This is a genomic window from Parabacteroides acidifaciens (assembly GCF_003363715.1).
GTDB lineage: Bacteria > Bacteroidota > Bacteroidia > Bacteroidales > Tannerellaceae > Parabacteroides > Parabacteroides acidifaciens.
This window is the reverse complement of record NZ_QREV01000008.1, coordinates 45,463-71,872: the sequence shown is the minus strand read 5'-3', so window position 1 is coordinate 71,872 and position 26,410 is coordinate 45,463. Positions and strand designations below refer to the sequence as shown.

At 48.5% G+C, this 26,410-nt stretch carries 27 protein-coding genes; 18 read left to right on the top strand and 9 right to left on the bottom strand.

The genetic code is table 11. From position 1 onward, the window contains the following. Positions 1-10 precede the first annotated feature (10 nt). The gene (locus DWU89_RS05365; RefSeq protein WP_004291481.1) at positions 11-3,265 is read left to right on the top strand and encodes a P-loop NTPase fold protein; all 3,255 of its coding nucleotides are present in this window, start codon (positions 11-13) and stop codon (positions 3,263-3,265) included. Between the two features lie 131 nt (positions 3,266-3,396). On the opposite strand, the gene mobC is transcribed toward DWU89_RS05365, so the two are convergent. From mobC to DWU89_RS21320, 4 genes are all read right to left on the bottom strand, one after another. Beyond that, a complete protein-coding gene (gene mobC, locus DWU89_RS05360) occupies positions 3,397-5,415 on the bottom strand; it encodes a conjugal transfer protein MobC (RefSeq protein ID WP_004291482.1) in 2,019 nt (672 codons plus the stop codon). Between the two features lie 30 nt (positions 5,416-5,445). Next, on the bottom strand, positions 5,446-6,693 hold the full coding sequence (gene mobB, locus DWU89_RS05355; RefSeq protein WP_004291483.1) for a conjugal transfer protein MobB: 1,248 nt from the start codon (positions 6,691-6,693) through the stop codon (positions 5,446-5,448). Then, positions 6,672-7,100, bottom strand: a complete 429-nt coding sequence (mobA, locus tag DWU89_RS05350; protein WP_004291488.1) for a conjugal transfer protein MobA — start codon at positions 7,098-7,100, stop codon at positions 6,672-6,674. Before mobA ends, mobB begins: the two co-directional genes overlap by 22 nt. Before the next feature lie 313 nt (positions 7,101-7,413). Continuing rightward, on the bottom strand, positions 7,414-7,635 hold the full coding sequence (locus tag DWU89_RS21320) for a hypothetical protein (RefSeq protein WP_032595732.1): 222 nt from the start codon (positions 7,633-7,635) through the stop codon (positions 7,414-7,416). A gap of 146 nt (positions 7,636-7,781) precedes the next feature. On the opposite strand from DWU89_RS21320, the gene DWU89_RS05335 reads away from it, so the two are divergent. From DWU89_RS05335 to DWU89_RS05260, 16 genes are all read left to right on the top strand, one after another. After that, on the top strand, positions 7,782-8,537 hold the full coding sequence (locus DWU89_RS05335; RefSeq protein WP_005643916.1) for a ParA family protein: 756 nt from the start codon (positions 7,782-7,784) through the stop codon (positions 8,535-8,537). A 5-nt stretch (positions 8,538-8,542) separates the two neighbouring features. Beyond that, positions 8,543-8,992: a DUF3408 domain-containing protein gene (locus DWU89_RS05330; RefSeq protein ID WP_004311202.1), complete on the top strand. Its 450-nt coding sequence runs from the start codon at positions 8,543-8,545 to the stop codon at positions 8,990-8,992. Then, entirely contained in the window at positions 8,989-9,378 is a 390-nt protein-coding gene (locus tag DWU89_RS05325; protein WP_299338276.1) for a DUF3408 domain-containing protein, read from the top strand. The genes DWU89_RS05330 and DWU89_RS05325 overlap by 4 nt, the downstream gene beginning before the upstream one ends. After that, positions 9,375-10,115, top strand: a complete 741-nt coding sequence (locus tag DWU89_RS05320) for a hypothetical protein (RefSeq protein WP_032595736.1) — start codon at positions 9,375-9,377, stop codon at positions 10,113-10,115. Before DWU89_RS05325 ends, DWU89_RS05320 begins: the two co-directional genes overlap by 4 nt. A gap of 201 nt (positions 10,116-10,316) precedes the next feature. Then, positions 10,317-10,628, top strand: a complete 312-nt coding sequence (locus DWU89_RS05315) for a DUF4134 domain-containing protein (protein ID WP_004311205.1) — start codon at positions 10,317-10,319, stop codon at positions 10,626-10,628. Between the two features lie 10 nt (positions 10,629-10,638). Then, positions 10,639-10,971 (top strand): DUF4133 domain-containing protein, encoded by a 333-nt coding sequence (locus DWU89_RS05310; RefSeq protein WP_004311206.1) that lies wholly within the window; start codon positions 10,639-10,641, stop codon positions 10,969-10,971. Continuing rightward, positions 10,968-13,472: a TraG family conjugative transposon ATPase gene (locus DWU89_RS05305; protein WP_005827325.1), complete on the top strand. Its 2,505-nt coding sequence runs from the start codon at positions 10,968-10,970 to the stop codon at positions 13,470-13,472. Before DWU89_RS05310 ends, DWU89_RS05305 begins: the two co-directional genes overlap by 4 nt. A 37-nt stretch (positions 13,473-13,509) precedes the next feature. Further along, positions 13,510-13,893, top strand: coding sequence for a DUF3876 domain-containing protein (locus DWU89_RS05300; protein WP_004308928.1), 384 nt, complete (start codon positions 13,510-13,512; stop codon positions 13,891-13,893). A 30-nt stretch (positions 13,894-13,923) separates the two neighbouring features. Further along, positions 13,924-14,553 (top strand): DUF4141 domain-containing protein, encoded by a 630-nt coding sequence (locus DWU89_RS05295; protein ID WP_004308927.1) that lies wholly within the window; start codon positions 13,924-13,926, stop codon positions 14,551-14,553. A gap of 3 nt (positions 14,554-14,556) precedes the next feature. Further along, positions 14,557-15,561, top strand: coding sequence for a conjugative transposon protein TraJ (traJ, locus tag DWU89_RS05290; RefSeq protein WP_004308926.1), 1,005 nt, complete (start codon positions 14,557-14,559; stop codon positions 15,559-15,561). 31 nt (positions 15,562-15,592) lie between these two features. Beyond that, complete coding sequence (gene traK, locus DWU89_RS05285) at positions 15,593-16,216, top strand: conjugative transposon protein TraK (protein WP_004308925.1); 624 nt, start codon at positions 15,593-15,595, stop codon at positions 16,214-16,216. A 6-nt stretch (positions 16,217-16,222) separates the two neighbouring features. After that, positions 16,223-16,531, top strand: a complete 309-nt coding sequence (locus tag DWU89_RS05280; protein WP_004308924.1) for a TraL conjugative transposon family protein — start codon at positions 16,223-16,225, stop codon at positions 16,529-16,531. Then, positions 16,512-17,867 (top strand): conjugative transposon protein TraM, encoded by a 1,356-nt coding sequence (traM, locus tag DWU89_RS05275; protein ID WP_032595739.1) that lies wholly within the window; start codon positions 16,512-16,514, stop codon positions 17,865-17,867. Before DWU89_RS05280 ends, traM begins: the two co-directional genes overlap by 20 nt. Before the next feature lie 69 nt (positions 17,868-17,936). Further along, the gene (gene traN, locus DWU89_RS05270; RefSeq protein ID WP_032588475.1) at positions 17,937-18,995 is read left to right on the top strand and encodes a conjugative transposon protein TraN; all 1,059 of its coding nucleotides are present in this window, start codon (positions 17,937-17,939) and stop codon (positions 18,993-18,995) included. 2 nt (positions 18,996-18,997) lie between these two features. After that, positions 18,998-19,573, top strand: a complete 576-nt coding sequence (locus DWU89_RS05265; RefSeq protein ID WP_032588474.1) for a conjugal transfer protein TraO — start codon at positions 18,998-19,000, stop codon at positions 19,571-19,573. An 8-nt stretch (positions 19,574-19,581) separates the two neighbouring features. Next, on the top strand, positions 19,582-20,481 hold the full coding sequence (locus DWU89_RS05260) for a toprim domain-containing protein (RefSeq protein ID WP_115498627.1): 900 nt from the start codon (positions 19,582-19,584) through the stop codon (positions 20,479-20,481). Positions 20,482-20,558: 77 nt separating this feature from the next. On the opposite strand, the gene DWU89_RS05255 is transcribed toward DWU89_RS05260, so the two are convergent. Beyond that, positions 20,559-22,580 carry a recombinase family protein gene (locus tag DWU89_RS05255; RefSeq protein WP_115498626.1) on the bottom strand — a complete coding sequence of 674 codons (2,022 nt, stop codon included), beginning with the start codon at positions 22,578-22,580 and terminating at the stop codon, positions 20,559-20,561. 43 nt (positions 22,581-22,623) lie between these two features. Between DWU89_RS05255 and DWU89_RS05250 the strand changes: the two genes are divergently transcribed. Further along, positions 22,624-23,100 carry an alanyl-tRNA editing protein gene (locus tag DWU89_RS05250; protein WP_115498625.1) on the top strand — a complete coding sequence of 159 codons (477 nt, stop codon included), beginning with the start codon at positions 22,624-22,626 and terminating at the stop codon, positions 23,098-23,100. 78 nt (positions 23,101-23,178) lie between these two features. Here DWU89_RS05250 and DWU89_RS05245 read toward each other — a convergent pair whose 3' ends face one another. The 4 genes from DWU89_RS05245 to DWU89_RS20855 all read right to left on the bottom strand — a co-directional run. Next, a complete protein-coding gene (locus tag DWU89_RS05245) occupies positions 23,179-24,135 on the bottom strand; it encodes an ABC transporter permease (RefSeq protein ID WP_115498624.1) in 957 nt (318 codons plus the stop codon). Beyond that, positions 24,128-24,868 (bottom strand): ABC transporter ATP-binding protein, encoded by a 741-nt coding sequence (locus DWU89_RS05240; RefSeq protein ID WP_115498623.1) that lies wholly within the window; start codon positions 24,866-24,868, stop codon positions 24,128-24,130. The genes DWU89_RS05245 and DWU89_RS05240 overlap by 8 nt, the downstream gene beginning before the upstream one ends. A gap of 3 nt (positions 24,869-24,871) precedes the next feature. Then, the gene (locus DWU89_RS05235) at positions 24,872-26,017 is read right to left on the bottom strand and encodes a COG1470 family protein (protein WP_115498622.1); all 1,146 of its coding nucleotides are present in this window, start codon (positions 26,015-26,017) and stop codon (positions 24,872-24,874) included. A gap of 177 nt (positions 26,018-26,194) precedes the next feature. Then, positions 26,195-26,410 (bottom strand): hypothetical protein (locus DWU89_RS20855; RefSeq protein WP_208642457.1); only part of this gene is annotated, 216 nt, incomplete at its 5' end.

Sequence of the window (26,410 nt, the reverse complement as noted above, 5' to 3'; positions counted from 1 at the left end):
AATTACGTATATGGAAACAAAACTACAATCCAAACAGCAATATCCGCGGTTTATCCAAAATAAACCGTGTGGTATTGACAAATTCGATGGAGGTTCGCAAGAAAGGTTGGCAAAAACTATTGCTCGCCATTTTTGTCAGAATGATTCATTGGATGAGGAATGTACTTTACCTCGAATTATCGGCATCGAAGGTATTTGGGGATCTGGAAAATCCAACGTGGTTAAAATGTTGGAACGTGAATTATCAGACGACTATTACTTTTTTGAGTATGACGCATGGGGACATCAAGAGGACTTGCAACGCCGCTCTATATTGGAATTGCTTACAAGCAAACTTATTGATGATGGTATCCTATCTGGAAATGCAACAATAAAAGTCAAAGGTGGAGGTACGAAAACCGTATCATGGTCTGAAAAGCTGAAATATTTATTAGCCCGTAAAACGGAGACCGTAACCGAAAAATATCCCCTTATCAGTAATGGTATGGTTGCGGCATTTTTGGTTGCAGTTTTAACTCCGATATTTACATTTATTGCGTATGCAGTAAAACCTACACCCACAACATGGTGGTTTTCTTTATTGTCTATTATCATAGCTGCACTGCCAGTTCTTATTGCATTGTGCGTTTGGAAATGGGCATATAGCAAAGATCATAAATATGGATGGAGTTATATGTTAGCTATTTATCAAGATAAAGTCGAAAAGGACGTTTGCTATGAGACTTTGAGCGAAGACGAACCAACGGTTTACGAGTTCAAAACATGGATGCAAGACATTTCTGATTTTATCAAGGAAAAAGGACAACGTAAATTAGTCCTTGTTTTTGACAACATGGATCGTCTCCCCGCTGAAAAAGTAAAAGAATTATGGTCTTCTATCCATACGTTCTTCGCCGATAGCGGTTTTGAAAATGTTTGGGCTGTTATTCCTTTCGATGAAACACATTTAGCTTGTGCATTCGGAGATGAGACCGACGAACAAACGAAACAACTGACCAAGTATTTTATCAATAAAACTTTCCCTATTGTTTATCGTGTTGCTCCTCCTGTTATTACCGACTATCGAAGTATATTCAACAAACTGTTTGTTGAAGCATTTGGAGAAACAGAAAATGAAGCGAAAGAAACTATAAATCGGATATTCAGATTGGTAAATCCTAATGCCAATGTTAGGGAAATTATATCATATATCAATGAGATGGTCGCTCTTAAACAAGAGTGGTGTAACGAAATTTTGATGATAAACATAGCATTGTTCTGTTTGAAGAAGACGGATATTCTGGCAAATCCAGTAGAACAAATATTGTCCGGCGACTATCTGAATGGCATTCAAACAATAATTAACAATGATCTGCAAACACAACGCGAAATTGCAGCTTTGGTATATGGTGTCGATGTTGAAGATGCTCGACAAATTCCATTGAAAAAATATATTGAAGGCTGCATCAACGGAGAAGAAGACCACGACATAAATCAATATGCAGAGACTAATAAACAATTTGACACTGTATTAGAAGAAGTTATACAATGTATGGACAATGCGCTTATCGATAAGATTATACATTGTTTGCATAAATTAACTCGAAAGAGCGATGTTATTCTGCGTGTATGGCAAAGAATAGCACAATTGAAATTAAAAGAATCCATAGAGAAGCAGGTGTTCCCTGTCGAATACCAAGAACTGCTGTTGCATTTAGACACGGAAAGCCAAAACCATGTGATTGCTCAATTATATAAGAAGATAGTTCGGTTCAATGACTTCAATGGCGGCGACTATTTCAAAACGTTAGATGCAATAGACAGGTTTATTGCGCAAAATAAGTTGGCGTGCGATTTTACGTCATTGATTGAAGCAAAAACAGTCAAGCCAAATACATTTATCGATTATATTCAAGCTGCAAATGCAACAGATGCTGCCTATCGGGATAACGCGACAACTAAAGCATATAAATATTATCAAGTAGCAACAAATTCGGAGGCGCTCGATAATTATTTGGCAAACTTACTACCCGATAATTTCGACCATGCAGATATTGTAAAAACGTTAAAAGATAATTCTACCTATACGTTTCCAACGCTTTTGCAAGCGATCACGAATTGCATTGATGAACAGAATGTAAATAAAGATAATATAGGGGCTATATTTACAACCTATCGTTTATTGGCATCTGACGAAGAAAGACCTTTACCTGTAACGTTAGATTCAACCTACATAAATCAGTTGCATTCTGAATTAGAAACTGATGGCCGAAACATTAAAGAGTCTGGATATTACGATTTAGTCGCCATGCAATTGGCACATGGTCATTCCGTTTCCTTAATAGAGGGTGGAGATATAAAATATGTTGCAGAACTCATGGACTATTATGTGGATCATGGAGACTTATTAGTAAATAGTGTGGGATGGAATATACCGCTATTAAATGAAACACTACAATACATGGTAAATCATAAACTTGGCTATAAATTATTGCTCTCAGACATATTGCCCCAATTTGAAGATATTAAGAACAGAATAGGTGTAACGGATGAGGTATTTATCGAGCATTTAGCAGAGTGGAATACCGATTTGGATAAGTATATCACTAAGAACAATATTAAAGATGTAATTCCTGACGCATCTTTTTACGATTTGACCACTAAAATAAGCAATGTCCTGACCGATCATATCAATAAAATAGCGTTCGAAGCGTTGTCTGAAATAAGTGTTGATACATTATACGCCCAAAGAACAGCACATACATCATATTATTGGTTTGTCGCAATAAAACATTTACTGGCTAAAATCAAATCCTTGCCAGATAACTTGACTGAATTTGGCAAAAAGATTCTGATGGATATTGCTTCTGGAACTCAAAGTTTGAATCCTTTCCCTAATTGTTTCAAGAATATAGTTGAAAGATTGGATAAACGAAAAATTAAATCGACAGTTACCGATATAAGAAATGATTTCTGCATCGGTAAAAAGACTATCAATGCAATAAAGTTTCAATTTTTCGAAACATGGCTTAGATCGCATGGTAATTTGAAAAGTCAAGCTGGAGACGTTATTGATAAAATAGTGAAACCTGTAATTTCCGATGGGGCATGCCGTTCATTGATTCTGCAAAACAAAGATTTTTATATGGATTTAATAAATACAGCAGGGGATGATGCTTATGAATTGAAAAAGAGTCTCCGAAACCTCATACAAAAAGATTCAGATCCGCAATTGGTTAAATTTGTCAATTCGATAGATTCAGTACCTGAGGTTGAAACCGCGTAAGTATTTGTCTAACAAGTCCGAATTTTACGATTTTACCCGTCAGAACTGAAGTGCCCCCCAAAAAAATTGTATCCAACTTTTGGGGGTCACTTCAAACTTCGATAGGGATAATTTTCAATTTTGGGGACTTGTTAGACAGTCTCATTATCTGGTAGCAGTTTACACAGCACCGGATCGTTTTTGATACGCTCCAGTTCCTCCTGCACAATCTGCTTCACCTCTTCCTTGATGCGCCGGTAGTTCGCCTGCACCGTTTCCTTCATGCGGTCGTTGCCGTCCTCGTCCGTGAAGTTTGTAATGACGGGAATTTTCTTGTAGGCACTTTCTTCCCGTTTCACCTTTTCGGCATCCACCACAATCTCGCAATGAAAAATCTTCTGCTCGATACGCTCGTTGAAGTTGTCGGATACAGAACCGACAAACATTCCCTGCGTAAGCCCGGAAATCTTACTCGGTGGAATGAGCGCGTCCATCTGCGTGTTGATGGAGGTGGAAACATCCTGCCGGTTGATGGAGATGGACTGCCGTTTCTGCAACACCTTACCGAACCGCTCGGAGAGCGTCTTGGCTGTTTCCCCCACCACCTGACCGGAGAAAATATTGCCGACAGTGTTCATCACCACTTTCGCCTCTTTGTCCCCGTAGTCACGCACTAACTGGCTGAAATCCTGAAAGCCCAGACACACGGCAACCTTGTTGCTTCGGGCGGTAGCTATAAGATTGTCCAACCCTTTGAAGTATATTGTGGGCAACTCGTCGATGATGACCGATGACTTCAGCATCCCCTTCTTGTTGATGAGCTTCACGATACGGGAATTATACAGACCGAGTGCCGCACCGTAGATATTCTGACGGTCGGGATTGTTACCCACGCAGAGGATTTTCGGCTCTTCGGGATTGTTGATGTCCAGCGTAAACTCGCTGTCTGACATCACCCAGTAGAGCTGCGGTGAAATCATCCTCGAAAGCGGGATTTTTGCCGACGCTATCTGACCCATGAGCTGCTCCGCAGCCCCTCCAAGCCACGCATCCATGAACGGCGAAAGGTAGTTCTCCAGCTCCGGATAAGAGGTCAGTATCGGAAATATATCCTCGTAACGGCGGTTCAGAAACTCGATAGCATGGGGAAACGTGCAAAACTTCCCGTTCTGATAGATTTTGAGATACCAGATAATACTGGCAAACAGAATGATAGGTGACTCCACGAAGAAGTCGCCCTGCTTTTGCACCCACGTTTTATTGAGGTTGAGCATTATTGTGTAGGCACTCTCATAGGCATCCGTAATATCTTCCATAAAATCCGGGTGAATGGGATTGCACCGATGAGAGCGTCGCGGGTCGTCGAAGTTGATCACATAGAACTTCGGCTTTACCTTGTAGCCGTCCGGGTGGTTCAGCAAATGGTTGTAGGCAATAGTAGATAGGTCGGGATACTTGAAATCGTAGATGTATTGACTAAAGCCCTTTTCAATCTGTTGCTTGATAAAATTGTTTACCACGGCATAGGACTTGCCGCTGCCCGGCGTACCCAACACGATGGACGCACGGAAGGGATTAACTACATTGATCCAACCGTTGTTCCAGCGTTTCCTGTAATAGAAACGTGTCGGCAGATTGACCGAATACTCGCTTTCGATAAGCCTCGTTTCCTGCATGAAACTCTCGTTCTCGTTGTTGAAAACATCCTCCATCAAATTGTGTTTCAACAGGCGGCTCATCCACAGACCACCCATCAACAGGCAGACATAGCCCGTTCCAATGGTAAGGACATACAGTCCCGTCACCGCTTCAAGCGGCAGCGGCAGGGGCAGCAACCACCAGTTCAGGAAAAACAGCACGAACCCGACGGCAAATGCTGTCCAGATTCTCCCCCAAGTGATTTTCTCACCCTTGACACCCTTCGTACCCAGACAGGACAAGGCAAGCAAAAGGACGGAAAACAGCTTCGTGTAGAGAATGGAATGGAACAGCCCCGCCGTGCGGTCGAAGTTCAGAAGGATTTTGTCCACCACGCCGATGTTCACGCCCCACAGCCGGATGGCTTCGTAGCAGAACCAGTACACGTTCATGACCACTAAAATGATACTCACGGCACGCAGAAAATCCATGATTTTCGCCAATGCCCTCAAATCGTCTTCTTGTTGTGACATACATTGATTTTTTAATTGTTGATACTCTGATTACATACCCAAGCCCTTGCGTTTTTTCTTCTTTTTGCGCTTCATCGCCCGGATGAAAGCCTCTTCCTCGGCATCTACCGCCGGACCTTCGGGAGTGAGCAAGCCCATACCGCCCGATATATCTTCACTGTCGTAGGCGGTCTGCCCGTGTGCCTTGTCCGCAGCATCCACAGGGATGGATAGCGGTATCGGCGGTTGTCCGGCGTATGGCAGGGTGAAGTGTTCCTGCAAGGCATTCGCCGAAAGCTCCTTACCCATGCGCGAACCGTTCAGCACGCATCCCGTGCGGTGGTCGATGAAGGTAGCCCCATAGATGCGCCCTTCCTCTGTGTAGCGCAGTACGGTGTCGATGCCCTTCTCTTTGAGTTGGGATACAAATTTGTCCTTGTCATAAGTGCCTTGCAGCACGGAAAGGACGGTGCGTTTCGTCATGTCTGCCAGTTTCCTATCCTTGATTTCCGATTTGGAACGGACAAACTTCTTCTGTACGGCTTCATAGCCTGCGGACTTCCCGAAAAGCGAGGATTTGAACGGGTTGCCCACCTTGTTACCCTTGTCGTCCGTGACGGAATAGACCAGCCCGTGATACTCCCGTCCGCGCACGTTGCCCCTCGCTTCCTCCACCGTCATATTATATAAGGAAAGGAGCGCACGGTATTCGCCCATCGTCTGGAAACGGTACTGCCCATTCAGAGCCTTCACGGTGTTGCCTACCTGCTTCTTCACATCACCTGCCGATGCGGCCACCTTGCGCAACGGATTATCCAATCTCTGATTTTTACGTTCTGCCGGATGCAATCCGTACTTCTGTTCCAGTTCCCTGCGGATACGGTCGCTGCGGCGGTAGAGAAAATCCCGGTTGAGCCTTTTCCCGTTCTCGTCCACGTTGACCGTCACGATGTGCAGGTGGTGGCGGTCGATGTCCTCGTGCTTGAATACAAGATAAGGCTGGTTTCCGAAACCGAGTTTTTCCAGATACTCGCGGGCGATATTCTGCAACTCAATATCGGTCAGCACATCCTCCGGGTGCGGGTTGAGAGAGATATGCACCACCGGCTTCTCGATCTTCATCTGCGGTGGCAGGAAGGTGAGAAAACCCTCCATCGCCTTGCCTATGTCCACCGTTCCCGAACCGTCATTGTAGATGCGGTTGGTGGTGAGAAGCCGCCCCTGCGCCTCGTTAATCTTCTCCCCGTTGTAGGCAATCGCGCCGTACAACGAACTTCCTACACTGATTTTTGCGACCATTTTGCCTCCATTTCCCTTGAAAGTTCCACAATCCGGCGGCTCAGTTTCACGAGTTCGACGGTGTGTTGCTCTAATTTGTAGAGCAACGCCATCGCCTTTTTCTCTGAAAAATGCAGCCTCAGTTCCTTCACGACTTGGTTGTAATTCGTACCCACGGCACGGAATTGTGCATGAAAATCCGACAGTTTGGTGTAATAGTCCACCAACGTCTTGTCCACCTTCAGCACCTTGAACGGTTGCCCGAAGAAGTGCGCTTTGAGGAAAACAGACCGTGCATAGACACCCGATTTTCCGAACATGGCGAGGAAACGGTTGTGTTCCTCCTCGTTGAAACGGACGGTGTACCGGTACACCGCCGGATCAAGTTTGGGATTTCTCCCTGATTTGCTTTTCCTTTTCTCTTTCATATTACTTTGGATTTAGCGGATTGACGGCATAAGCCGCCGCTTCGGATTACAGCACCGCAGTTCTGAAAGGCTTCCCGACTTCGGAGGGAAAGCCCGCCCCCTGCAAGGGCAAGTGCTTTTCGTGGCTGCTCAAAATATTTTGAGCGGCTGAAAAGACATCTTGCTATGTTCAGGTGAACATAAAAATCCGTCGGGGACGGATTGGGGATGATTCCTTTCAAACTCCGGGCTGCGCTACCTGCGGCGTACCCTGCCGTTCGGGTGCAAAGTTACGCCCTTAAGGCGATGTCCGACAGAGGCTTGACCCGGACAATCAGTGCCAACCGGCGCAACGTGCTGCCACTTGCCGGAGAAGTGATACAAGTTCCAAAATATCCTTGTTTATTTGCAGTGTGATTCGGATGTGGGACTGAAAATACACTCCTTCCGCCGGATGTTCGGACAGCAATCCGGGCATCAATCCAAACGGTTGAAAACAGGTGTATGTATTCAGATAGTTTTCCAAGCACACGTCCGTGCGGACGGATAAAAGCATGGACGGTTGGACAAACCGATGAATACCCGCAGGCACAGCCGGATTAAGGAGTGAATAAATAAATGAATGGGAGTGCGTGCGTACGTACTAATGACAATACGCTACCGCCACCGGACAGATGTATAACCAAATAAATTATCAAAAAAATGAAAGAAGCAACTTATGTGGCAATCTCCACGCAGAAAGGTGGAGCGGGTAAGACAACCCTGACAGTGCTTGTAGCAAGCTATCTGCACTATGTGAAAGGCTACAACGTAGCCGTGGTGGACTGCGATTTCCCGCAGTACAGTATCCATGACATGCGCAAGCGTGACATGAAAGCCGTCATGGAGGACGGGCATTACAAGGTGCTGGCGTATGAGCAGCTCAAACGACTGAAGAAGAACCCGTACACCATCAGATGCAGCCGTGCGGAAGATGCGGTAAAGACCGCCGAAAATCTGGTGGCAGCGCAGCCCGACCTCGATTTCGTGTTCTTCGACCTGCCGGGAACAATCAACAATGCCGATGTGGTGCAGACCATTTCCCAAATGGACTATATCTTCACGCCCATCATCGCCGACCGTGTGGTGATGGAGAGTTCCATCAAGTTCGCCACTGTCATCAACGAACAGATGATAAGCACGGGCAAGTCCGGCATCAAAGGGATTTACCTCGTGTGGAACATGGTGGACGGACGCGAAAAGACTGAACTTTACAAGGCATACGACAAGGTCTGTGCCGAGTTCGCCCTGCCCATTCTGGAAACACATCTACCGGACAGTAAGCGCTTCCGCAAGGAGACGGCGGCAGAACGCAAGGCGGTATTCCGCTCCACGGCGTTTCCGGCGGACAAAATACTGGTACGCGGCAGCAACCTCGACAAACTCGTCGATGAGATTCTCGGCATCATCAAAAACTGAACGGCATGGCAAAGAAAACAAGAATCGAGGACATCGACAGCGAAGCCGTAATCAACTCATTTCGACTGGACGATACAAGCATTCCGCCGGAAGCGAGAAGCACGGACGGGAACGCTCCTGTCCCACCTCCGAAAGAAGCGATACAAGAAGCCGTTTCTCCACCCGCCTCGCACTCCAAAGAGGAGCCGGAACGCAGGCGCAGGAACAGCAAGCCGGAAAAATTGGATTATGACACAGTATTCATATGCGGTTCCAATATCACGGCAAGGCTCGGCAAGCAGGTCTATATCCGCAAGGAGTACCACGACCGCATACAGAAGATGCTTCATGTAATCGGAGGCAACGAAGTGACTATCGCGGCATTTCTTGACAACGTGCTGACACACCATTTCACGCTGTTCCAAGACGAGATAGCCGAATCGTTCAAACGGCACATGGAATCCTATAATTTATAAACACTCAAAAACAACAAAGAAGTATGAAAAGAACAAATAAGAACCGTCAGGCTGAGTATCTGCAAACAGGAAAGAGTGAAAGAACCGCTGTCCGTGCAGCAAAGTGTGTAACCGACTACGGGCATGAAAATACCGACGTTGACTTCCGCAAGGATAAAGGCAGAGACAAACCGCTCTCGACTTTCCTGCAAGCATCGGAAATCAAAACGCGGCAATGTATATACATCAGCCGAGAAATTCATGAGAAAGTCGCTATCGTTACCAGTCGGATGGGAAACGGTTTGAGCATCGGCAAGTTTGTGGATAACATCCTCCGCGACCATTTCCGACAATACGGGCAGCAGTACATGGAACAGATTGAAAACGCCCAAAAAGTAAGATTATGACAAAGGCGTTTTTAATCGTATCGGTTGCTTGCAACGTGTGGTTTCTGTTTCTGCTGTTCTATGACCGCATCATGGACATGAAGCTCATCCGTTTCTTCAGACATATTGCCGGGCTGTGGCGGTCATTGGACAGTACGGTGGCAGAGCAAGGAAAGGATAAGGAAATACCTCACGCAGACACCTCGGACATCATTGGCAAGAGCCGTTTCAAGATGGCATCGACCCGGACAACCGCTGCCATACCGACGCAAGAAGCCGCCACTTCGGAAAAAGGCATTGAGCTGTCGGAGGAAGAGGCTACTTTTGACGACGGAAACACGGAAACCGTCTCACGCCCGACACAAGTACCGGAGGACAAACTCGATGAAACCTTCACGAGCATCCCGCCCTCGGAACTGGAGTACGGAGAAGATGAACCGGAGGATGAAGAACCAGACAAAAAGCAGGCTTCGGGAAGTAGCTTCGAGGATATTGACATGGCAGTACACACCATACGGAAGGAATCACCATCCGATGAGGAAATGCGACACGCCGGAAAGGTCATGACGGAACTGGACGGGACAGAGCTTTTCACAAGAATAACGGAACGCCTGACCGATGAAGCAATGAGCGAGAGGATTGCAAAGGCGATGGCAGTTTTCGTGGACACGGTGAACATGACCGTGACACAACAAAAGGAAAAGGTGTTCGTGATTCCCGACAACATCGAGGAGTTCGACTTCCGAAACTATGTATAACAACTAAAAAAGAATGGAAATGAAAACGTAAAATGACGACACCCACGCGCACGGCGGTACAAGGTACAGCCAACCCGCAACGGACAGCCCCAAGTCCGTAGAAACAAACGGGCAACCACTAAAACCAAAGTAAAGTAATCAAGTATCAACCGCCCGAAAAAGGACTATCCACCCTTTGGACGGCACAAAAAAGAACAGTTTATGAACAAGAACATCAGACAAAAGTTAATCATCGCTGCGGCACTTATGATTGCCGCAACCGCCTCCGCTTTCGCACAGGGAAACGGTCTGGCTGGCATCAACGAAGCCACCTCTATGGTGAGTTCGTATTTCGACCCCGGCACGAAATTAATCTACGCCATCGGCGCGGTAGTCGGGCTTATCGGTGGCGTGAAAGTGTACGGAAAATTCTCGTCCGGAGACCCGGACACCTCGAAGACCGCCGCCTCGTGGTTCGGGGCTTGTATCTTCTTGATTGTCGCCGCCACTATCCTGCGCTCATTCTTCCTTTAATAAACAATGTATGGCTGAATACCCGATAAACAAGGGTATCGGCCGTCCGGTCGAGTTCAAGGGTTTGAAGGCTCAGTACCTCTTCATCTTCTGCGGAGGTCTGCTGGCTCTCTTCGTCCTGTTCGTCATCCTCTATATGGTCGGCATCGACCAGTGGATATGTATCGGCTTCGGCGCGGCATCGTCTTCCGTCCTCGTATGGCAGACCTTCGCGCTGAACGCCCGGTACGGCGAACACGGGCTGATGAAATTGGGAGCGGCAAGGAGCCATCCCCGATACCTTATCAACCGACGGCGGATCACCCGATTACTCAAACGGCAACGAAAGGAAGAAACGACATGAGAAATACATCCAAAATGACAACACTGGAAAACAAGTTCCCCCTGCTGGCGGTGGAGCATGGCTGCATCATCTCCAAAGACGCCGACATCACGGTGGCTTTTGAGGTGGAACTGCCGGAGCTTTACACCGTGACGGGCGCAGAGTACGAGGCGATACACGGCTGCTGGTGCAAGGCTATCAAGGTGCTGCCGTACTTCTGCGTCGTGCATAAGCAGGATTGGTTCATCAAGGAGAAATATATGCCGGAGTTACAGAAGGACGACATGAGTTTCTTGAGCCGTTCCTTTGAACGCCACTTCAACGAGCGTCCGTACCTGAAACACTCCTGCTATCTCTACTTGACCAAGACGACGAAAGAACGTAACCGTATGCAGAGCAACTTCAGTACGCTGTGCCGGGGACATATCATCCCGAAGGAGCTGGACAAGGAAACCGCCGGGAAGTTCATGGAGGCCGCCGAACAGTTCGAGCGCATCATGAACGACAGCGGCTTTGTGAGGCTGCGCCGCCTCTCCACCGACGAGATTGTCGGGACGGAGAAGTCCGCCGGGCTGATAGAGCGTTACTTCTCGCTCATGCCCGAAGGCGACACGACCTTGCAGGACATCGACCTCTCGGCAAAAGAAATGCGTATCGGTGACAACCGCCTGTGCCTGCACACCCTCTCCGACGCGGAGGATATGCCAGGAAAGGTGGCTACCGACATCCGCTACGAGAAACTCTCCACCGACCGCTCGGACTGTCGCCTCTCCTTCGCCTCCCCCGTGGGGCTGCTGCTTTCCTGCAACCACATCTATAACCAGTATGTGATTATCGACAACAGCGAGGAAAATTTGCAGAAGTTCGAGAAGTCCGCAAGGAATATGCAGTCGCTATCCCGATACAGCCGGAGCAACAGCATCAACCGCGAGTGGATAGACCAGTACCTGAACGAAGCCCATTCCTACGGGCTGACCTCGGTACGGGCGCACTTCAACGTCATGGCGTGGAGCGATGACGCGGAGGAACTGAAGCATATCAAGAACGATGTGGGCAGCCAGCTGGCAAGCATGGAGTGCGTGCCGCACCACAATACCATCGACTGCCCGACGCTCTACTGGGCGGCGATGCCCGGCAACGCGGCGGACTTCCCGGCGGAAGAGAGTTTCCATACATTCATCGAGCAGGCGGTGTGCCTCTTCACGGAGGAAACCAACTACCGCAGTTCGCTCTCGCCCTTCGGCATCAAGATGGTGGACAGGCTTACGGGAAAACCGTTGCACCTCGACATCAGCGACCTGCCGATGAAGCGGGGTATCACGACCAACCGCAACAAGTTCGTGTTGGGTCCTTCGGGCAGCGGCAAATCCTTTTTTATGAACCACCTCGTGAGGCAATACTACGAGCAGGGTACGCACGTGGTGCTGGTGGACACGGGAAACTCCTATCAGGGCTTGTGCGAGATGATCCGGTGCAAGACAAACGGGGCGGACGGCGTGTACTTCACCTACACGGAGGAGAAACCGATTTCGTTCAACCCGTTCTACACCGATGATTACGTGTTCGACGTGGAGAAAAAGGACAGCATCAAGACATTGCTGCTGACGCTCTGGAAGTCGGAGGACGACAAAGTGACGAAGACGGAGAGCGGCGAACTGGGCAGTGCGGTGAACGCCTATATCGAGCGTATCAGGGCTGACCGGAGCATCGTCCCCTCGTTCAACACCTTCTACGAGTATATGCGCGACGACTACCGCCGCGAACTGGCGGAACGTGAGATAAAGGTGGAGAAGTCCGACTTCAACATCGACAATATGCTCACCACCATGCGGCAGTATTACCGGGACGGACGCTACGACTTCCTGCTCAACTCCACGGAGAACATCGACCTGCTCGGCAAGCGGTTCATCGTCTTCGAGATTGACAGTATAAAGGAAAATCGCGAGCTTTTCCCTGTGGTGACCATCATCATCATGGAAGCCTTCATCAACAAGATGCGCCGATTGAAAGGCGTAAGGAAACAGTTGATAGTGGAAGAGGCTTGGAAGGCTCTATCTTCGGCGAACATGGCTGAGTACCTGCGCTATATGTACAAGACCGTGCGCAAGTATTACGGGGAGGCAATCGTGGTGACGCAGGAGGTGGACGACATCATTTCCTCGCCCGTCGTCAAGGAGAGCATCATCAACAACTCCGACTGCAAGATACTCCTTGACCAGCGGAAGTACATGAACAAGTTTGATGCCATACAGTCCCTGTTGGGTCTGACGGAGAAAGAGAAGTCGCAGATACTCTCCATCAACATGGCGAACAACCCGTCAAGGCTCTACAAGGAAGTGTGGATAGGACTGGGCGGCACGCAGTCGGCAGTCTATGCCACCGAAGTTAGTGCTGAAGAGTATCTGGCGTACACCACCGAAGAAACGGAAAAAGTAGAGGTTTACCGTCTGGCGGAACAGTTGGGCGGCGACATTGAAGCCGTCATCCGGCAGCTTGCCGAAAGGCGGAGAAAAAAGGAATAAATAGAAACAGATTCATCAACTAAAAAAGAAAATGCGTATGAGTATATCAAGAACGAAAATGCTGCAAGTCAGCAAGTGTTTAATCGGGCTGGCGGTCATGGTGCTGCAATCCTGCGACATAACGGACAACCGACGCGACCTGCTTTGCGGAAACTGGGAGAGTGTGGAGGGCAAGCCCGACGTGCTTATCTACAAGGAGGGCGAAGCCTATAAGGTGACGGTATTCAAGCGGAGCGGCATCCGCCGCAAGCTGAAGCCGGAAACCTATCTCTTGCAGGAGGAGAACGGCAATCTGTTCATGAACACCGGATTCCGCATCGACGTGTCCTACAACGAGGCGACGGACATCCTGACCTTCTCGCCGAACGGGGACTACGTGCGTGTGAACCCGAAACCGGACCATCCGATAGGCGAGCAATAAATAATGAAATCCACTAAAATCCAAAGTAACATGAGAACAAGAATAACACTTATTATCTGCCTGTGCCTGTTTGCAGTCGGCAGGGCAAGCGCACAGTGGGCGGTGATAGACCCGTCCAACATCGCGCAGAGCATCGTGAACACCTCGAAGAACGTGGTACACACTTCCACGACCGCCCAGAATATGATAAAAAATTTTCAAGAGACCGTGAAGATTTACGAACAGGGCAAGAAGTATTACGACGCACTCAAATCCGTGAACAATCTGGTAAAGGACGCCCGGAAGGTGCAGCAGACCATTCTGATGGTGGGTGACATCACCGACACCTATGTGACCAGTTTCCAGAAGATGATGCGTGACGACAACTTCACGGTGGAGGAACTGGGAGCCATCGCCTTTGGCTACACCAAGTTATTGGAGGAATCCAACGATGTGCTGACGGAACTGAAGAATGTGGTGAATATCACCACGCTCTCCATGACGGACAAGGAGCGCATGGACGTGGTGGAACGCTGCTACTCCAAAATGAAGCGTTACCGCAACCTCGTGAGCTACTACACCAACAAGAACATTAGCGTGAGTTACCTGCGTGCGAAGAAGAAAAACGACCTTGACCGCATCATGGGGCTGTACGGGAACATGAACGAAAGATATTGGTAGCCTATGAATTTCGACAACCTTCACCAAATTCTGCGCTCGCTCTACGAACAGATGATGCCGCTATGCGGGGACATGGCGGGCGTGGCGAAAGGCATCGCCGGGCTGGGCGCACTCTTTTATGTGGCCTACCGGGTATGGCAGTCGCTGGCGAGAGCCGAACCGATAGACGTGTTCCCTATGCTCCGCCCGTTCGCTATCGGTCTGTGCATCATGTTCTTTCCGACGGTGGTACTGGGTACGATAAACAGCATCATGTCGCCCGTCGTGCAGGGTACGGCAAAGATGCTGGAGGCGGAAACGCTGGACATGAACCGATACCGTGAGCAGAAGGACAAACTGGAGTACGAAGCGATGATGCGCAATCCCGAAACCGCCTACCTCGTGTCAAATGAGGAGTTTGACAAACAACTGGAAGAACTGGGCTGGTCGCCCGGCGACATGGTGACGATGGCGGGGATGTACATCGAGCGCGGGATGTACAACATGAAGAAGGGCATCCGCGACTTCTTCCGCGAGATACTGGAACTGATGTTCCAAGCCGCCGCCCTCGTGATAGACACCATCCGCACGTTCTTCCTCGTGGTGCTGGCGATACTCGGTCCGATAGCCTTCGCCATATCGGTGTGGGACGGCTTCCAAAGCACGCTTACACAGTGGATATGCCGCTACATACAGGTCTATCTGTGGCTGCCCGTGTCGGATATGTTCAGCACCATACTGGCGAAGATACAAGTGCTGATGCTGCAAAGCGACATCGAACGGATGCAGGCTGACCCGAACTTCTCGCTGGATTCGAGCGACGGGGTGTACATCGTCTTCATGATAATCGGCATCATTGGTTACTTCACCATCCCCACGGTAGCAGGCTGGATTATCCAAGCCGGAGGCATGGGAAGCTACGGTCGCAACGTGAACCAGACGGCAGGACGAGCCGGAAGTATGGCGGGCAGCGTGGCGGGCGCAGCCGCAGGAAACGTGGTCGGACGTGTCGGGAAGCTGCTGAAATAATCAACTGACAATTAAAAACGAATAAACAACAATGGAATTTAAGTCACTTAAAAACATCGAATCATCGTTCAGGCAGATACGCCTGTTCGGTATCGTCTTCCTCTCGTTGTGTGCCGTAATAACGGTATGGAGCGTGTGGAGTTCCTACCGCTTCGCGGAGCGGCAACGGGAAAAGATTTACGTGCTGGACAACGGCAAGTCGCTGATGCTGGCTCTCTCGCAAGACTTGTCGCAGAACCGTCCGGCAGAAGCGAGGGAACACGTGCGCCGTTTCCACGAGCTGTTCTTCACGCTCTCACCCGAAAAGAGCGCGATAGAGCATAACGTGAAACGCGCCCTGCTATTAGCGGACAAAAGCGTGTACAACTACTATTCGGACTTTGCCGAGAAGGGGTACTACAACCGCATCATCGCCGGGAACATCAATCAGGTGTTGAAGGTGGACAGCGTGGTGTGCGATTTCAACGGCTATCCCTACCGTGCCGTGACCTACGCCACGCAGAAGATCATCCGGCAGAGCAACGTCACCGAGCGCAGCCTCGTGACTACGTGCCGCCTCTTGAACTCGTCCCGTTCGGACGACAATCCCAACGGTTTCACCATCGAGGGATTCACCATCATCGAGAACAAGGATTTACAAACCATCAAAAGGTAAACGGACATGAAGAAAATCAAAAAATCATTTTGGCGTGCGTACTGGAAGCTCCACGACAAAAAGAAAATGCTGGTGGCAAGGCTCAAAGGCTATCTGGACGGTTTGCCCCCGAAGACACGCAGGCGCATCGTGCTGGCGATGCTCGCCGCCTTTGCGGTGCTTGCCCTCTACACCTTCGGCAAAGCCGTCTATGAAATCGGCAGGAATGACGGCAGCCGGATGGTAACAGACCATGCCGGACAGGTGGAACTGTCCATAAAGCCGGACAACAATCATAATGTAATACCTTATTTATATGGAACAGACGAAGAATGAACCTAAAAACGAGAACAAGGCGGCTCCCGACAACGGGAAACCGAAGAAGGAGCGCAAGCCGCTGACCGAAGCCCAAAGGCTGAAACGTCAGAAAATGATAGTGCTGCCCGCTATAGTGCTGGTATTCATCGGTGCTATGTGGCTGATATTCGCCCCGTCTTCCGACAAGGAGCAGCAACCGGGAACGGGTGGTTACAACATCGAAATGCCCGACGCTGACAAGGCGAACCGCCAGATCATCGGCGACAAGGCGAAAGCCTACGAACAGGGAGCAATGGAGGAACGGCAGGAGAACCGCAGCCGCGCCATGCAGGAACTGGGCGATATGTTCGACCGCGAGGTGGCGGAAACGGACGGCGGCAGGGACTTCGACCTTGCTAATCCCGGAAATGCGGAAGATGCAACAGCAAAATCATCCGCTCCGAAAACCATCCAATCCTCCGCAGCTGCCTACCGCGACCTCAATACCACGCTCGGCAACTTCTATGAGCAGCCGAAGAACGACAACGCGGAAATGGACGAACTGTTAGAGCGTATCGCCTCGCTGGAATCGGAACTGGAAACCGAGAAAGGCAAGGCATCCGCTATGGATGACCAAGTGGCACTCATGGAGAAGTCCTATGAACTGGCGGCGAAGTACATGGGCGGGCAGAACGGCACACAGCCACCTGTCGGACAGGCGGCAGAGCCTTACCCCGTGCAGAAAGCCGGAAAGAACACGGCTGCACCTGTCAGGCAGGTAACGCATCAGGTGGTATCTTCGCTCTCACAGCCGATGAGCAACGCTGAGTTTGTCGCCTCCTTCTCGCAGGAGCGCAACCGCAGTTTCAATACGGCGGTGGGTGTCACGACTGTATCGGACAGGAACACCATATCGGCGTGTGTCTATGGGGCGCAGAGTGTGACTGACGGGCAGGCGGTAAGATTACGGCTGCTGGAGCCGATGGCAGTGGCGGACAAAATCATACCCCGCAATGCAGTGGTGGTAGGCACGGCAAAGATTCAGGGCGAACGACTCGATATTGAAATTACTTCGCTGGAGTACGCAGGTACGATTATCCCGGTAGAACTGGCGGTGTATGACACGGACGGACAGCCCGGCATCTTCATTCCAAACTCGATGGAGATGAACGCCGTCAGGGAGGTTGCCGCCAACATGGGCGGCTCGCTGGGCAGCAGCATTAATATCTCCACCAACGCAGGGGCGCAGCTCGCCTCCGACTTGGGCAAGGGGCTGATACAAGGCACGAGCCAGTATATCGCCAAGAAGATGCGTACCGTCAAGGTGCATCTGAAATCCGGATACAAGGTCATGCTATATCAGGACAGAGATTGAAAACAATAACAATCAACGACTAAAAAAACAACAACCAAATTTTTATTTACCACTAAAATCCAAAGTAGAATGAAAAAAGTAATCATCATGTTTGCCCTCGCTATGGGCATCATAACTGCCAACGCGCAGGAGAACGTAACCGTTGGAGAGAACAACGGAAGTGAACCGACGAACGAAGCGAGAGCAGAGACAAGCTCGCTTGACTATGCCTCGCAAGGAGGAGGAAGGCAAAGCCAACAACCGACCTTGACAAAGGAGGTCTATCCGCAGAAGGAGGCGGACGGCGATCTGTATCACGGGCTGACAAAGAAGCTGACCTTCGACCGCATGGTTCCCCCGCACGGATTGGAAGTGACCTACGACAAGACCGTCCACGTCATTTTCCCCTCGGAGGTGCGCTACGTCGATTTAGGCTCGCCCGACCTGATTGCGGGTAAAGCCGACGGAGCGGAGAACGTCATCCGCGTGAAAGCTACCGTGCGTAACTTCCCGAACGAAACCAATATGTCGGTAATCACGGAGGACGGGAGTTTCTATACTTTTAACGTGAAGTACGCCTCCGAACCGCTGCTTCTCAACGTGGAGATGTGCGACTTCATCCATGACGGCGAGAAGGTGAACCGCCCGAACAACGCGCAGGAAATCTACCTGAAGGAACTGGGCAGCGAAAGCCCGATGCTGGTGCGCCTTATCATGAAGTCCATCCACAAGCAGAACAAGCGTGAGGTGAAGCACATCGGCTGCAAGCGATTCGGCATCCAGTACCTGCTGAAAGGTATCTACACGCATAATGGGTTACTCTATTTCCACACGGAGATAAAGAACCAGAGCAACGTGCCTTTCGATGTGGACTACATCACATGGAAAATCGTGGACAAGAAGGTGGCGAAGCGTACCGCCGTGCAGGAGCAGATTATCCTGCCGCTCCGTGCGCAGAATTACGCCACACTCGTGCCGGGCAAGAAGAGCGAGCGCACGGTATTCACGATGGCGAAGTTCACCATTCCCGACGACAAATGCCTCGTGGTGGAACTCAACGAGAAGAACGGGGGGCGTCACCAGTCTTTCGTGATTGAAAACGAGGACTTGGTACGTGCCAATACCATCAACGAACTTCAAGTGCGCTGACCATGAGAAAGTACATCGCAATAATCATCGTGTCGCTTGCCCTGTTCACGGGGCAGGCGCACGCCCAGCGATGCCTGCCGAAGATGCAGGGCATCGAATTGAGAGCTAACCTTGTGGACGGTATGCGTTTAAGTGGCAACAATGGCGGTTACAGTTTCGGGGCGGCTCTCTCCACCTACACGAAGAACGGTAACAAGTGGGTGTTCGGTGGCGAATACCTCTTGAAGAACAACCCGTACAAGGATACCGCCATACCTGTGGCGCAGTTCACGGCGGAGGGCGGTTATTATTTCAAGATACTCTCCGACGCCCGTAAAATAGTGTTCGTCTATGCGGGGGCTTCGGCTCTCGCCGGATATGAGTCGGTGAATTGGGGCGAGAAAGTGCTGCATGACGGCTCCACGCTCCATGACCGGGACGCCTTCATCTACGGCGGTGCGCTGACGCTCGATGTGGAGTTTTACGTGGCTGACCGTATCGCCCTGCTCGCCAACCTCCGGGAGCGCCTGCTGTGGGGTGGCGACACACGGAAGTTCCATACGCAGTTCGGGGCGGGCGTCAAGATAATCATCAACTGACACGTCGCATGGAACGGACGGACATTGAGAATATGAGGCAGATACCCATTGCGGACTTTCTCGCACGGCTGGGACATGAGCCTGTCCGAAGGAGCGGAAACGAGCTGTGGTATCGTGCGCCATACCGCAGTGAACGCACGCCCTCCTTCCGTGTGAACGTGGCGAAACAGCTCTGGTACGACTTCGGCTTGGGCAAGGGCGGCGACATCTTCACGCTTGTCGGGGAGTTTACCCGAAGCGGGGATTTCATGGCGCAGGCGAGATTCATAGCGGAAACCGCCCGTATGCCGCTTGCCGCAGCAGAAAAGCCGTTGTACCTGCCGGAACCGTCCGAACCTGCCTTTGAGGGAGTGGAAGCCGTCCCGCTGCTCCGCTCTCCGCTGACGGAGTATTTGAAGGAAAGAGGCATCCCTTATGCCGTTGCATCCCGCCACTGCTGCCGCCTGAACTACGGCGTGCGTGGTAAGCGGTACTTTGCCGTCGGCTTTCCGAACGTGTCGGGCGGCTATGAAACCCGAAGCCGCCGTTTCAAGGGTTGCGTACCACCAAAGGACGTGTCGCTGGTCAAGGCGGGGGACATCCCGGCGGACGTGTGCAGCGTGTTCGAGGGCTTTATGGACTTCCTGTCCGCCGTCACGCTCGGTTTGGCAACGGGTGACTGCCTTGTGCTGAACTCCGTCGCCAACGTGGAAAAGGCTTTGAAACATCTGGACGGGTACGAGCGCATCGACTGTTACCTCGACCGAGACGAAGCCGGACGCAGGGCAATGGAAGCCCTGCGGACACGCTACGGAGGAAAGGTGACAGACCGTTCCGGCATCTATCAAGGCTGCAAGGACTTGAACGAGTACCTGCAACAAGTATCAAGAAAACAACAAAAGAACAACAATCTAAAAATCAAAGATTAAATTGAATGCAAATTAAAGTGTATTCATCAACTTTTGCAGATTAATTTGAATACACACAGATTTTGAATACAATTAAACTAATGTTTTCCTCTTGTTAGTCTCTCCAAAAGTAAATCATTATGTCTTTGCCAATTTATTTCATTATTTATAGGCTGTATATCCATATTCTTAGAAAAATTCTTTTTTTCTCCTTCTTTTTCAAAATCAAAAAAAGGAAAAGAACCTATCCATTCAGTCCGCTTTACCATCTCATCAAATGCTGTATAATCATAAGTCCCTTTCTGAAACTCCAGATATATTTCACTATTCCCATTGTATGAAATTGTATGAGTTTCCTTATCATAAGAAAAACATTTCTCTGTATTATTCAACAGCCATGCTTGAAACTCTACACCATACTTACACAATAAAGGGTCAAAAAACATTTCATCTTTCTTATAACGAGCACTCTTTATCGTTCCCCACATCTCTTCTCCTCCTTTATAGCAAACTATTACCAATAGCCAATACTTATGTATCCGATAAACATATACAGTCTCTACATACTCATTTATCATTGTCTTTACCAACAACTTGTCATCTCGAATTTCATTCATCCTATCTTTGAGTAATGGGTTTGCATTCAGTTTTTCCAAATTATTTATAATCACTTTATTTGAAATTATCTCACGCGACAAATTAACAATCTCATCATTCAATTTTCTTTTCACTTCATCATATTCTGTTTTTGCTGCAAGAATCAACTCATCAGCTATTTCATCATCAATACGAGATAAGCGTTTCAAGGCTTTCCTATATTCACCTTCCGCATTTTGCAAAATATCCCTTTTGGACTGAACTATACACTCTTTCTCCGATATTTCAGTATTCAATTTTTCTATTCGCTGGCTATTTGAACTTTCTATATCAATTTGTGCAAACATCTGTAAAGACAATTGTAATACCAACCCATCCATTTTCCACTGCCTCACCTCTGCTCCATTTTTACATGTTTGAGGCTTATCTTTACGATTAACCCTACCATAACACTTATAAGTACGTTCTCCTCCCACATAATTTTTAGCTGTATCGACACTCTTACCTACAGAAAAGTTACTACTACATTCTCCGCATTTCATCAAATGTTTCAATAAGTTATCATGTTTCACTGCATTATTTTTATTATAATGCGCATTGCTTAATTTATTTTGTACCCTTTGATACAATTCATCTGAAATTATACGTAAAGCCTCAACATGTTCCGAATACTCATATATTATCTCCCTATTCGTTCTCTTATCTACAGGAACAGGATTTGTTGGATCTGGTTTATAATAAACGATTTTTCGTCTACCTACATATAATTCATTGTGAAACATACGATTTAAAGAGGAAGGTCTCCATTTCAAATTACCTATATCAAACTTATATTGTTTTACATCTAACCCTTTTCTCTTTCTCATCTCTATAAAGGAGTTAAGACGATTAACATAAGGGGACGGTATATTTTCCGAATTGAACACTTCACAAATATCAATAGAAGAATATCCATCTGCATACATTTCAAAAGCACGCTTCACTATATCTCGCTCATCTGGATTAATTACAATTTTTTTATTATCATTCATATACCCGAAAGCACGCTCATCTCCTCCACCATGCCCATTTTGTACTTTAGTTATTTTCCCACTTAATGAACGCTCCGAAAATAGCTCAATCTCATAACTTGACATTACAGCAAGTACATGAAGCATTATAGTACTACCCAAGTCAGAACCATCATGTTTCAACCACAAATTTTGTTTCTGAAAATACATCTCAACTCCATATTCTTTAAAAAAAGTCACTTGATTCAGCAAGTCTGTTGCATTCCTTGCCAATCGAGAAAATTCAGAAAATAGAATTGTATCTATGTTACCCTGTTCTACTTGTTCAATCATTCTACTATAGCACGGTCTTACTTCTCCCTTTTTAAAACCACTTATTACATCAACAAAAATATTTTCCTCTTCAACATTCCATTGGTTATCAGAAACAAACCTCAACAACTCTTCTTTTTGTCTATCGGTTGTCTGTTGTTGAGTACTTACACGACAATAAATTGCAACTTTTCTTTCCATAAATTATTATCTTTGTTGAGTAATTAAATCAATATCAAGTTATATGGAGACAAATATAGAAATAAATAAACCAGCTCCCAAGTTCCAGGATGTGTCAATCGCTCCAATGCACACAGCCGAGCATATTTTGAATCAGACAATGGTGCGTATGTTTGGTTGTCCGCGCTCGAAGAATAGTCATATCGAGAGGAAAAAGAGTAAATGTGATTATGAGTTGGCGGAAGAACCGACTGCAGAAATGATGGCAGAGGTGGAACGTCGTATTAACGAAGTGATCGACCGGCATCTGCCTGTTACCATAGAGTTTATGCCCAAAGCAGAGGCAGGAGCCCTTGTCGATCTAAGTAAATTGCCGGAAGATGCAAGCGAAACATTGCGTATCGTCCGGATCGGCGATTACGACGTTTGTGCCTGTATCGGTACACATGTCGGCAACACATCCGAAATCGGGCATTTCAAGATGCTCACCTACGACTATGCCGACGGACGGTTGCGTATGCGTTTCAAATTGACAGAATGAAATAATATGCCAATATGTTAATGTGCCAATATGCCAATTGAGGGAAATTTCCTGTTCATTGGCATATTGGCACATTATTTACCTGGATCGTACCTCTTTCCTCATAAATGAGACATACGACAAGCCGAAGCAGACAACCGTTGCAGCAATCAGCCCCGTCAACTGAGGCCAGACAACTAAAAGGCTCTGTCCCAAAGGCAGCGGACTGGGGATTGCACCATGTACCTGCTCCATCGTCAGCGGACCAAGGCTGCGCACCGAAGGCATCAGCAACGTCATGGTCGCCTCATTGAACAATTCGCTCGGGGCAAAACGCAGCAGATTCAGCATAAACCGCTGGTAGGCAATCACCTGATAGTCGGAAGCCCAAGCCGAAGGGCTCAACGCCTTCCCTACCAGATTCACGATCATATTATAGAAAACACTGAAAAACAGCCATATCGCCACACATGCCAGCGCCGAGGTAGCCGCCTGCTTGAAACGGATTGAAAAGAAGATTGACAGGTTCAACCAGAACGCCACATAAAAAAGACTCACGATCAGGAAGAAGACAACCCGCATAAACTCTTCAGCCGTAGGCGGAATCCCGATTGCAATCAACCCGAACCCCATCACCAGGAAACCCAGTACAAACAGCATAATGCCAATCACGATCAGAGCTGCCACAAACTTGGCATTAATCAGGTAATCCCGGTGGATAGGCTGGGACAGGATACGGCTCAACGTCCCCTTGTTCTGTTCCGAGTTGATAGCATCGAACCCTAACGAGATACCCAACAAAGGCCCTAAGAAGCTGATAAACACGACAAACGAAGGCAGCGTCCCATCCGATACCGTGAACAGTTTCAGGAACAGGAAAGCCCCGTCCGGATCATTCGGCTTTATCGCCTCGCGGATATTTGTAAGAGCTGTATATAAAGACCCCATGCAAGTCAGCGCAATGATAACAATCAGGATGATAAAGCGCCAACTTCTCACATAATCGGCTATTTCCTTATTGACAATAACCCAAAAAGGATGATTCGTATTACTCATGGCCATGTCCTCCTCCGAAATACTGGTTATAGATATCGTCAAGCCCATGCTCGGTCTTGTGCAAATCGGTCAACTCGACTTCCGCCAATAACCGGCCACCGCCAAACAACCCGACGCGGTCGCACACCTGCTGCACCTGGTTCAGATGATGGGATGAAAACAGTACGGTCAATCCCTCTTCCCGGCTCAGTTGCAAGATCAGATCCATAAACTCCTGTACGCCGGCCGGATCGATACCCGAAGTCGGTTCGTCCAGGATGATTACTTCCGGACTCTTGATCAGCACATCGGCCAGCCCGAGGCGTTGCCGCATCCCTTTGGAATATTTACCCGCCTTCTTGTCCGCCTCTTTTGCCAGACCAACCCGTTCGAGCAGCTGTTCGGCCTTGGCACGTCCCTCCTTCTTACCGATCCCGTTCAAAGCTGCGGTATAAAGAAGATTCTCGATGCCTGTCATATCCTCATAAAAGCCAACGTCTTCGGGCAGGTAGCCGACTTTCCGCTTGACATCGACCGGATGAGTTGTCGAGTTGATGCCACACACATTGACTGAACCCGAAGTCGGCTCCGTCAGTCCTAACATCATCAGGATAGTCGTCGACTTTCCCGCCCCGTTAGGTCCCAGCAACCCGAATATTTCACCTTTGCGGATATTCAGGTTCAAGTCGTTCACAGCAGTAAAGTTCCCGTATTTCTTCGTCAAACCGGTAAGTTCGATCACATACTGGCACATCGCTTACCTCCTTCCATATTTACGGAACAGATAATAAACGCCACCCAGTACGATCACAATAATCAGAACTCCTAACCATCCATAAATCATCGGCGTACGGACAGAGATTCGGAACTCGGCAGTCGTATTCACTTCCGGCGTCTTCGCGGTCATCTTGGTTACATAATCGCCCGGGAGGGCTTTTTTAGAAGCTTTTATCGTCGCCGTCACATTAGTTGTACTGCCGGCAGTCATTTTCTCTATTTTAGAAGGTTCGAAAGTCACTTCCCAATCGACCGGCTTGCTGGCAGACAACTGTACATCCTTCAACTCGGCAGATCCGTTATTACGCACCACCAGATCGATGCGCTTCGTATCCCCCGCCGTAATATCCGTACTCAACAAACCGCGTGGGGTGGTCAGTTCTATATCATAAGAACCGGTGATAACGACCTCCAGCTCTATATCGGCTGAAGTCGAACTGGTTGTCGCATGAATCGGTATTTTATAACTGCCGGCCTGTACGGTTGCAGACGGAGTTATGTCGATACTGATATTTTCCGTCGCATTGGCTTCCACCTGCGCAGAAGTGGCCTGCTTGCCACCCACCCGGAACGTCACGTTCCATCCTCGCGGAGCTTCCGCCATCAGCGCATAAAGTTGCTGGTCGGCTGTCTGGTTCTTCAGCGTGGCGCTGAAATTAAAGGTTGATTTTGAATTGCCCTGCATATTGGGCTGCTTTGTCGTAAAGTCCGTCTGGTAAGTACCCTGCTCGGAGACGGTCACCGTCAACGGCAGTTCGACCACTCCGGGAGCAGTCACGGTAAAATGATATGTTCCCTTATTGACCTTAAACGGGACATCGACTTTCAACGAGAAATTCTTTTTTTCACCTGGCAGAACAGATATCTGGCTCACCGTCCAGCCGCCGGCCTTCATCTCATATTTCCACCCTCGCGGCATTCCTTCCACAAGGATAGAAGCATTCTTCACTTCGTCACTGTTATTAATGACGTCAACACTGTAATTGATAGACTCTCCCGGCGGAACCGCAATCTGAGTGTAGGGAGTGTACAACATCACGTTTTTCTCTGCGCCATTTGCGCGTGTACTCATCACAAATAATACAAGTACGAGTACAAGTAGTAAATTAAGATGATTAGTTCGCATTTTTATAATAATTTTCTCACAAAATAATTATCAATAGGCGGTGACAAATATATAAGTCTTCCGTATTACTGACTATTAAAAGTTACAAAAAAAAATTATTACAATATCAGACAGAGAGGAATCAACTCTAAACTTTCAACTCCCCCAAAGAGTAGCTTATTGTATAAAACGCATTTTTCAGGCTCGAAAGGCATCCGAAACAAAACAAATGTTAATGGCTTTTTTTGACCTCAAAAAGGGACTTTTTCCGCTTTTTTGAGCGTTCCCAGCCATTACGACCGTCCTCTTTGCCATTACGACCGTGCTAATGTGTAGTGCACTCGGCACCTCGCGAAGATTAGGACGGTCGTAATGGCGATTTGCACGGTCGTAATTGAAAAGAGGACCGTCTTT

Excerpts from the sequence above, each read along its gene's own strand:
- traN (WP_032588475.1), top strand. The coding sequence starts at position 17,937 with ATGAAAAAAGTAATCATCATGTTTGCCCTCGCTATGGGCATCATAACT.
- DWU89_RS05335 (WP_005643916.1), top strand. The coding sequence starts at position 7,782 with ATGAAAGAAGCAACTTATGTGGCAATCTCCACGCAGAAAGGTGGAGCG.
- DWU89_RS21320 (WP_032595732.1), bottom strand. The coding sequence starts at position 7,635 with ATGCTTTTATCCGTCCGCACGGACGTGTGCTTGGAAAACTATCTGAAT.
- DWU89_RS05265 (WP_032588474.1), top strand. The coding sequence starts at position 18,998 with ATGAGAAAGTACATCGCAATAATCATCGTGTCGCTTGCCCTGTTCACG.
- traM (WP_032595739.1), top strand. The coding sequence starts at position 16,512 with ATGGAACAGACGAAGAATGAACCTAAAAACGAGAACAAGGCGGCTCCC.
- DWU89_RS05300 (WP_004308928.1), top strand. The coding sequence starts at position 13,510 with ATGAGTATATCAAGAACGAAAATGCTGCAAGTCAGCAAGTGTTTAATC.
- DWU89_RS05280 (WP_004308924.1), top strand. The coding sequence starts at position 16,223 with ATGAAGAAAATCAAAAAATCATTTTGGCGTGCGTACTGGAAGCTCCAC.
- DWU89_RS05365 (WP_004291481.1), top strand. The coding sequence starts at position 11 with ATGGAAACAAAACTACAATCCAAACAGCAATATCCGCGGTTTATCCAA.
- DWU89_RS05305 (WP_005827325.1), top strand. The coding sequence starts at position 10,968 with ATGAGAAATACATCCAAAATGACAACACTGGAAAACAAGTTCCCCCTG.
- DWU89_RS05245 (WP_115498624.1), bottom strand. The coding sequence starts at position 24,135 with ATGAGTAATACGAATCATCCTTTTTGGGTTATTGTCAATAAGGAAATA.
- traK (WP_004308925.1), top strand. The coding sequence starts at position 15,593 with ATGGAATTTAAGTCACTTAAAAACATCGAATCATCGTTCAGGCAGATA.
- DWU89_RS05315 (WP_004311205.1), top strand. The coding sequence starts at position 10,317 with ATGAACAAGAACATCAGACAAAAGTTAATCATCGCTGCGGCACTTATG.
- DWU89_RS05260 (WP_115498627.1), top strand. The coding sequence starts at position 19,582 with ATGGAACGGACGGACATTGAGAATATGAGGCAGATACCCATTGCGGAC.
- DWU89_RS05235 (WP_115498622.1), bottom strand. The coding sequence starts at position 26,017 with ATGCGAACTAATCATCTTAATTTACTACTTGTACTCGTACTTGTATTA.
- DWU89_RS05255 (WP_115498626.1), bottom strand. The coding sequence starts at position 22,580 with ATGGAAAGAAAAGTTGCAATTTATTGTCGTGTAAGTACTCAACAACAG.
- mobC (WP_004291482.1), bottom strand. The coding sequence starts at position 5,415 with ATGTCACAACAAGAAGACGATTTGAGGGCATTGGCGAAAATCATGGAT.
- DWU89_RS05320 (WP_032595736.1), top strand. The coding sequence starts at position 9,375 with ATGACAAAGGCGTTTTTAATCGTATCGGTTGCTTGCAACGTGTGGTTT.
- DWU89_RS05240 (WP_115498623.1), bottom strand. The coding sequence starts at position 24,868 with ATGTGCCAGTATGTGATCGAACTTACCGGTTTGACGAAGAAATACGGG.
- mobB (WP_004291483.1), bottom strand. The coding sequence starts at position 6,693 with ATGGTCGCAAAAATCAGTGTAGGAAGTTCGTTGTACGGCGCGATTGCC.
- mobA (WP_004291488.1), bottom strand. The coding sequence starts at position 7,100 with ATGAAAGAGAAAAGGAAAAGCAAATCAGGGAGAAATCCCAAACTTGAT.
- traJ (WP_004308926.1), top strand. The coding sequence starts at position 14,557 with ATGAATTTCGACAACCTTCACCAAATTCTGCGCTCGCTCTACGAACAG.
- DWU89_RS05295 (WP_004308927.1), top strand. The coding sequence starts at position 13,924 with ATGAGAACAAGAATAACACTTATTATCTGCCTGTGCCTGTTTGCAGTC.
- DWU89_RS05310 (WP_004311206.1), top strand. The coding sequence starts at position 10,639 with ATGGCTGAATACCCGATAAACAAGGGTATCGGCCGTCCGGTCGAGTTC.
- DWU89_RS05250 (WP_115498625.1), top strand. The coding sequence starts at position 22,624 with ATGGAGACAAATATAGAAATAAATAAACCAGCTCCCAAGTTCCAGGAT.
- DWU89_RS05330 (WP_004311202.1), top strand. The coding sequence starts at position 8,543 with ATGGCAAAGAAAACAAGAATCGAGGACATCGACAGCGAAGCCGTAATC.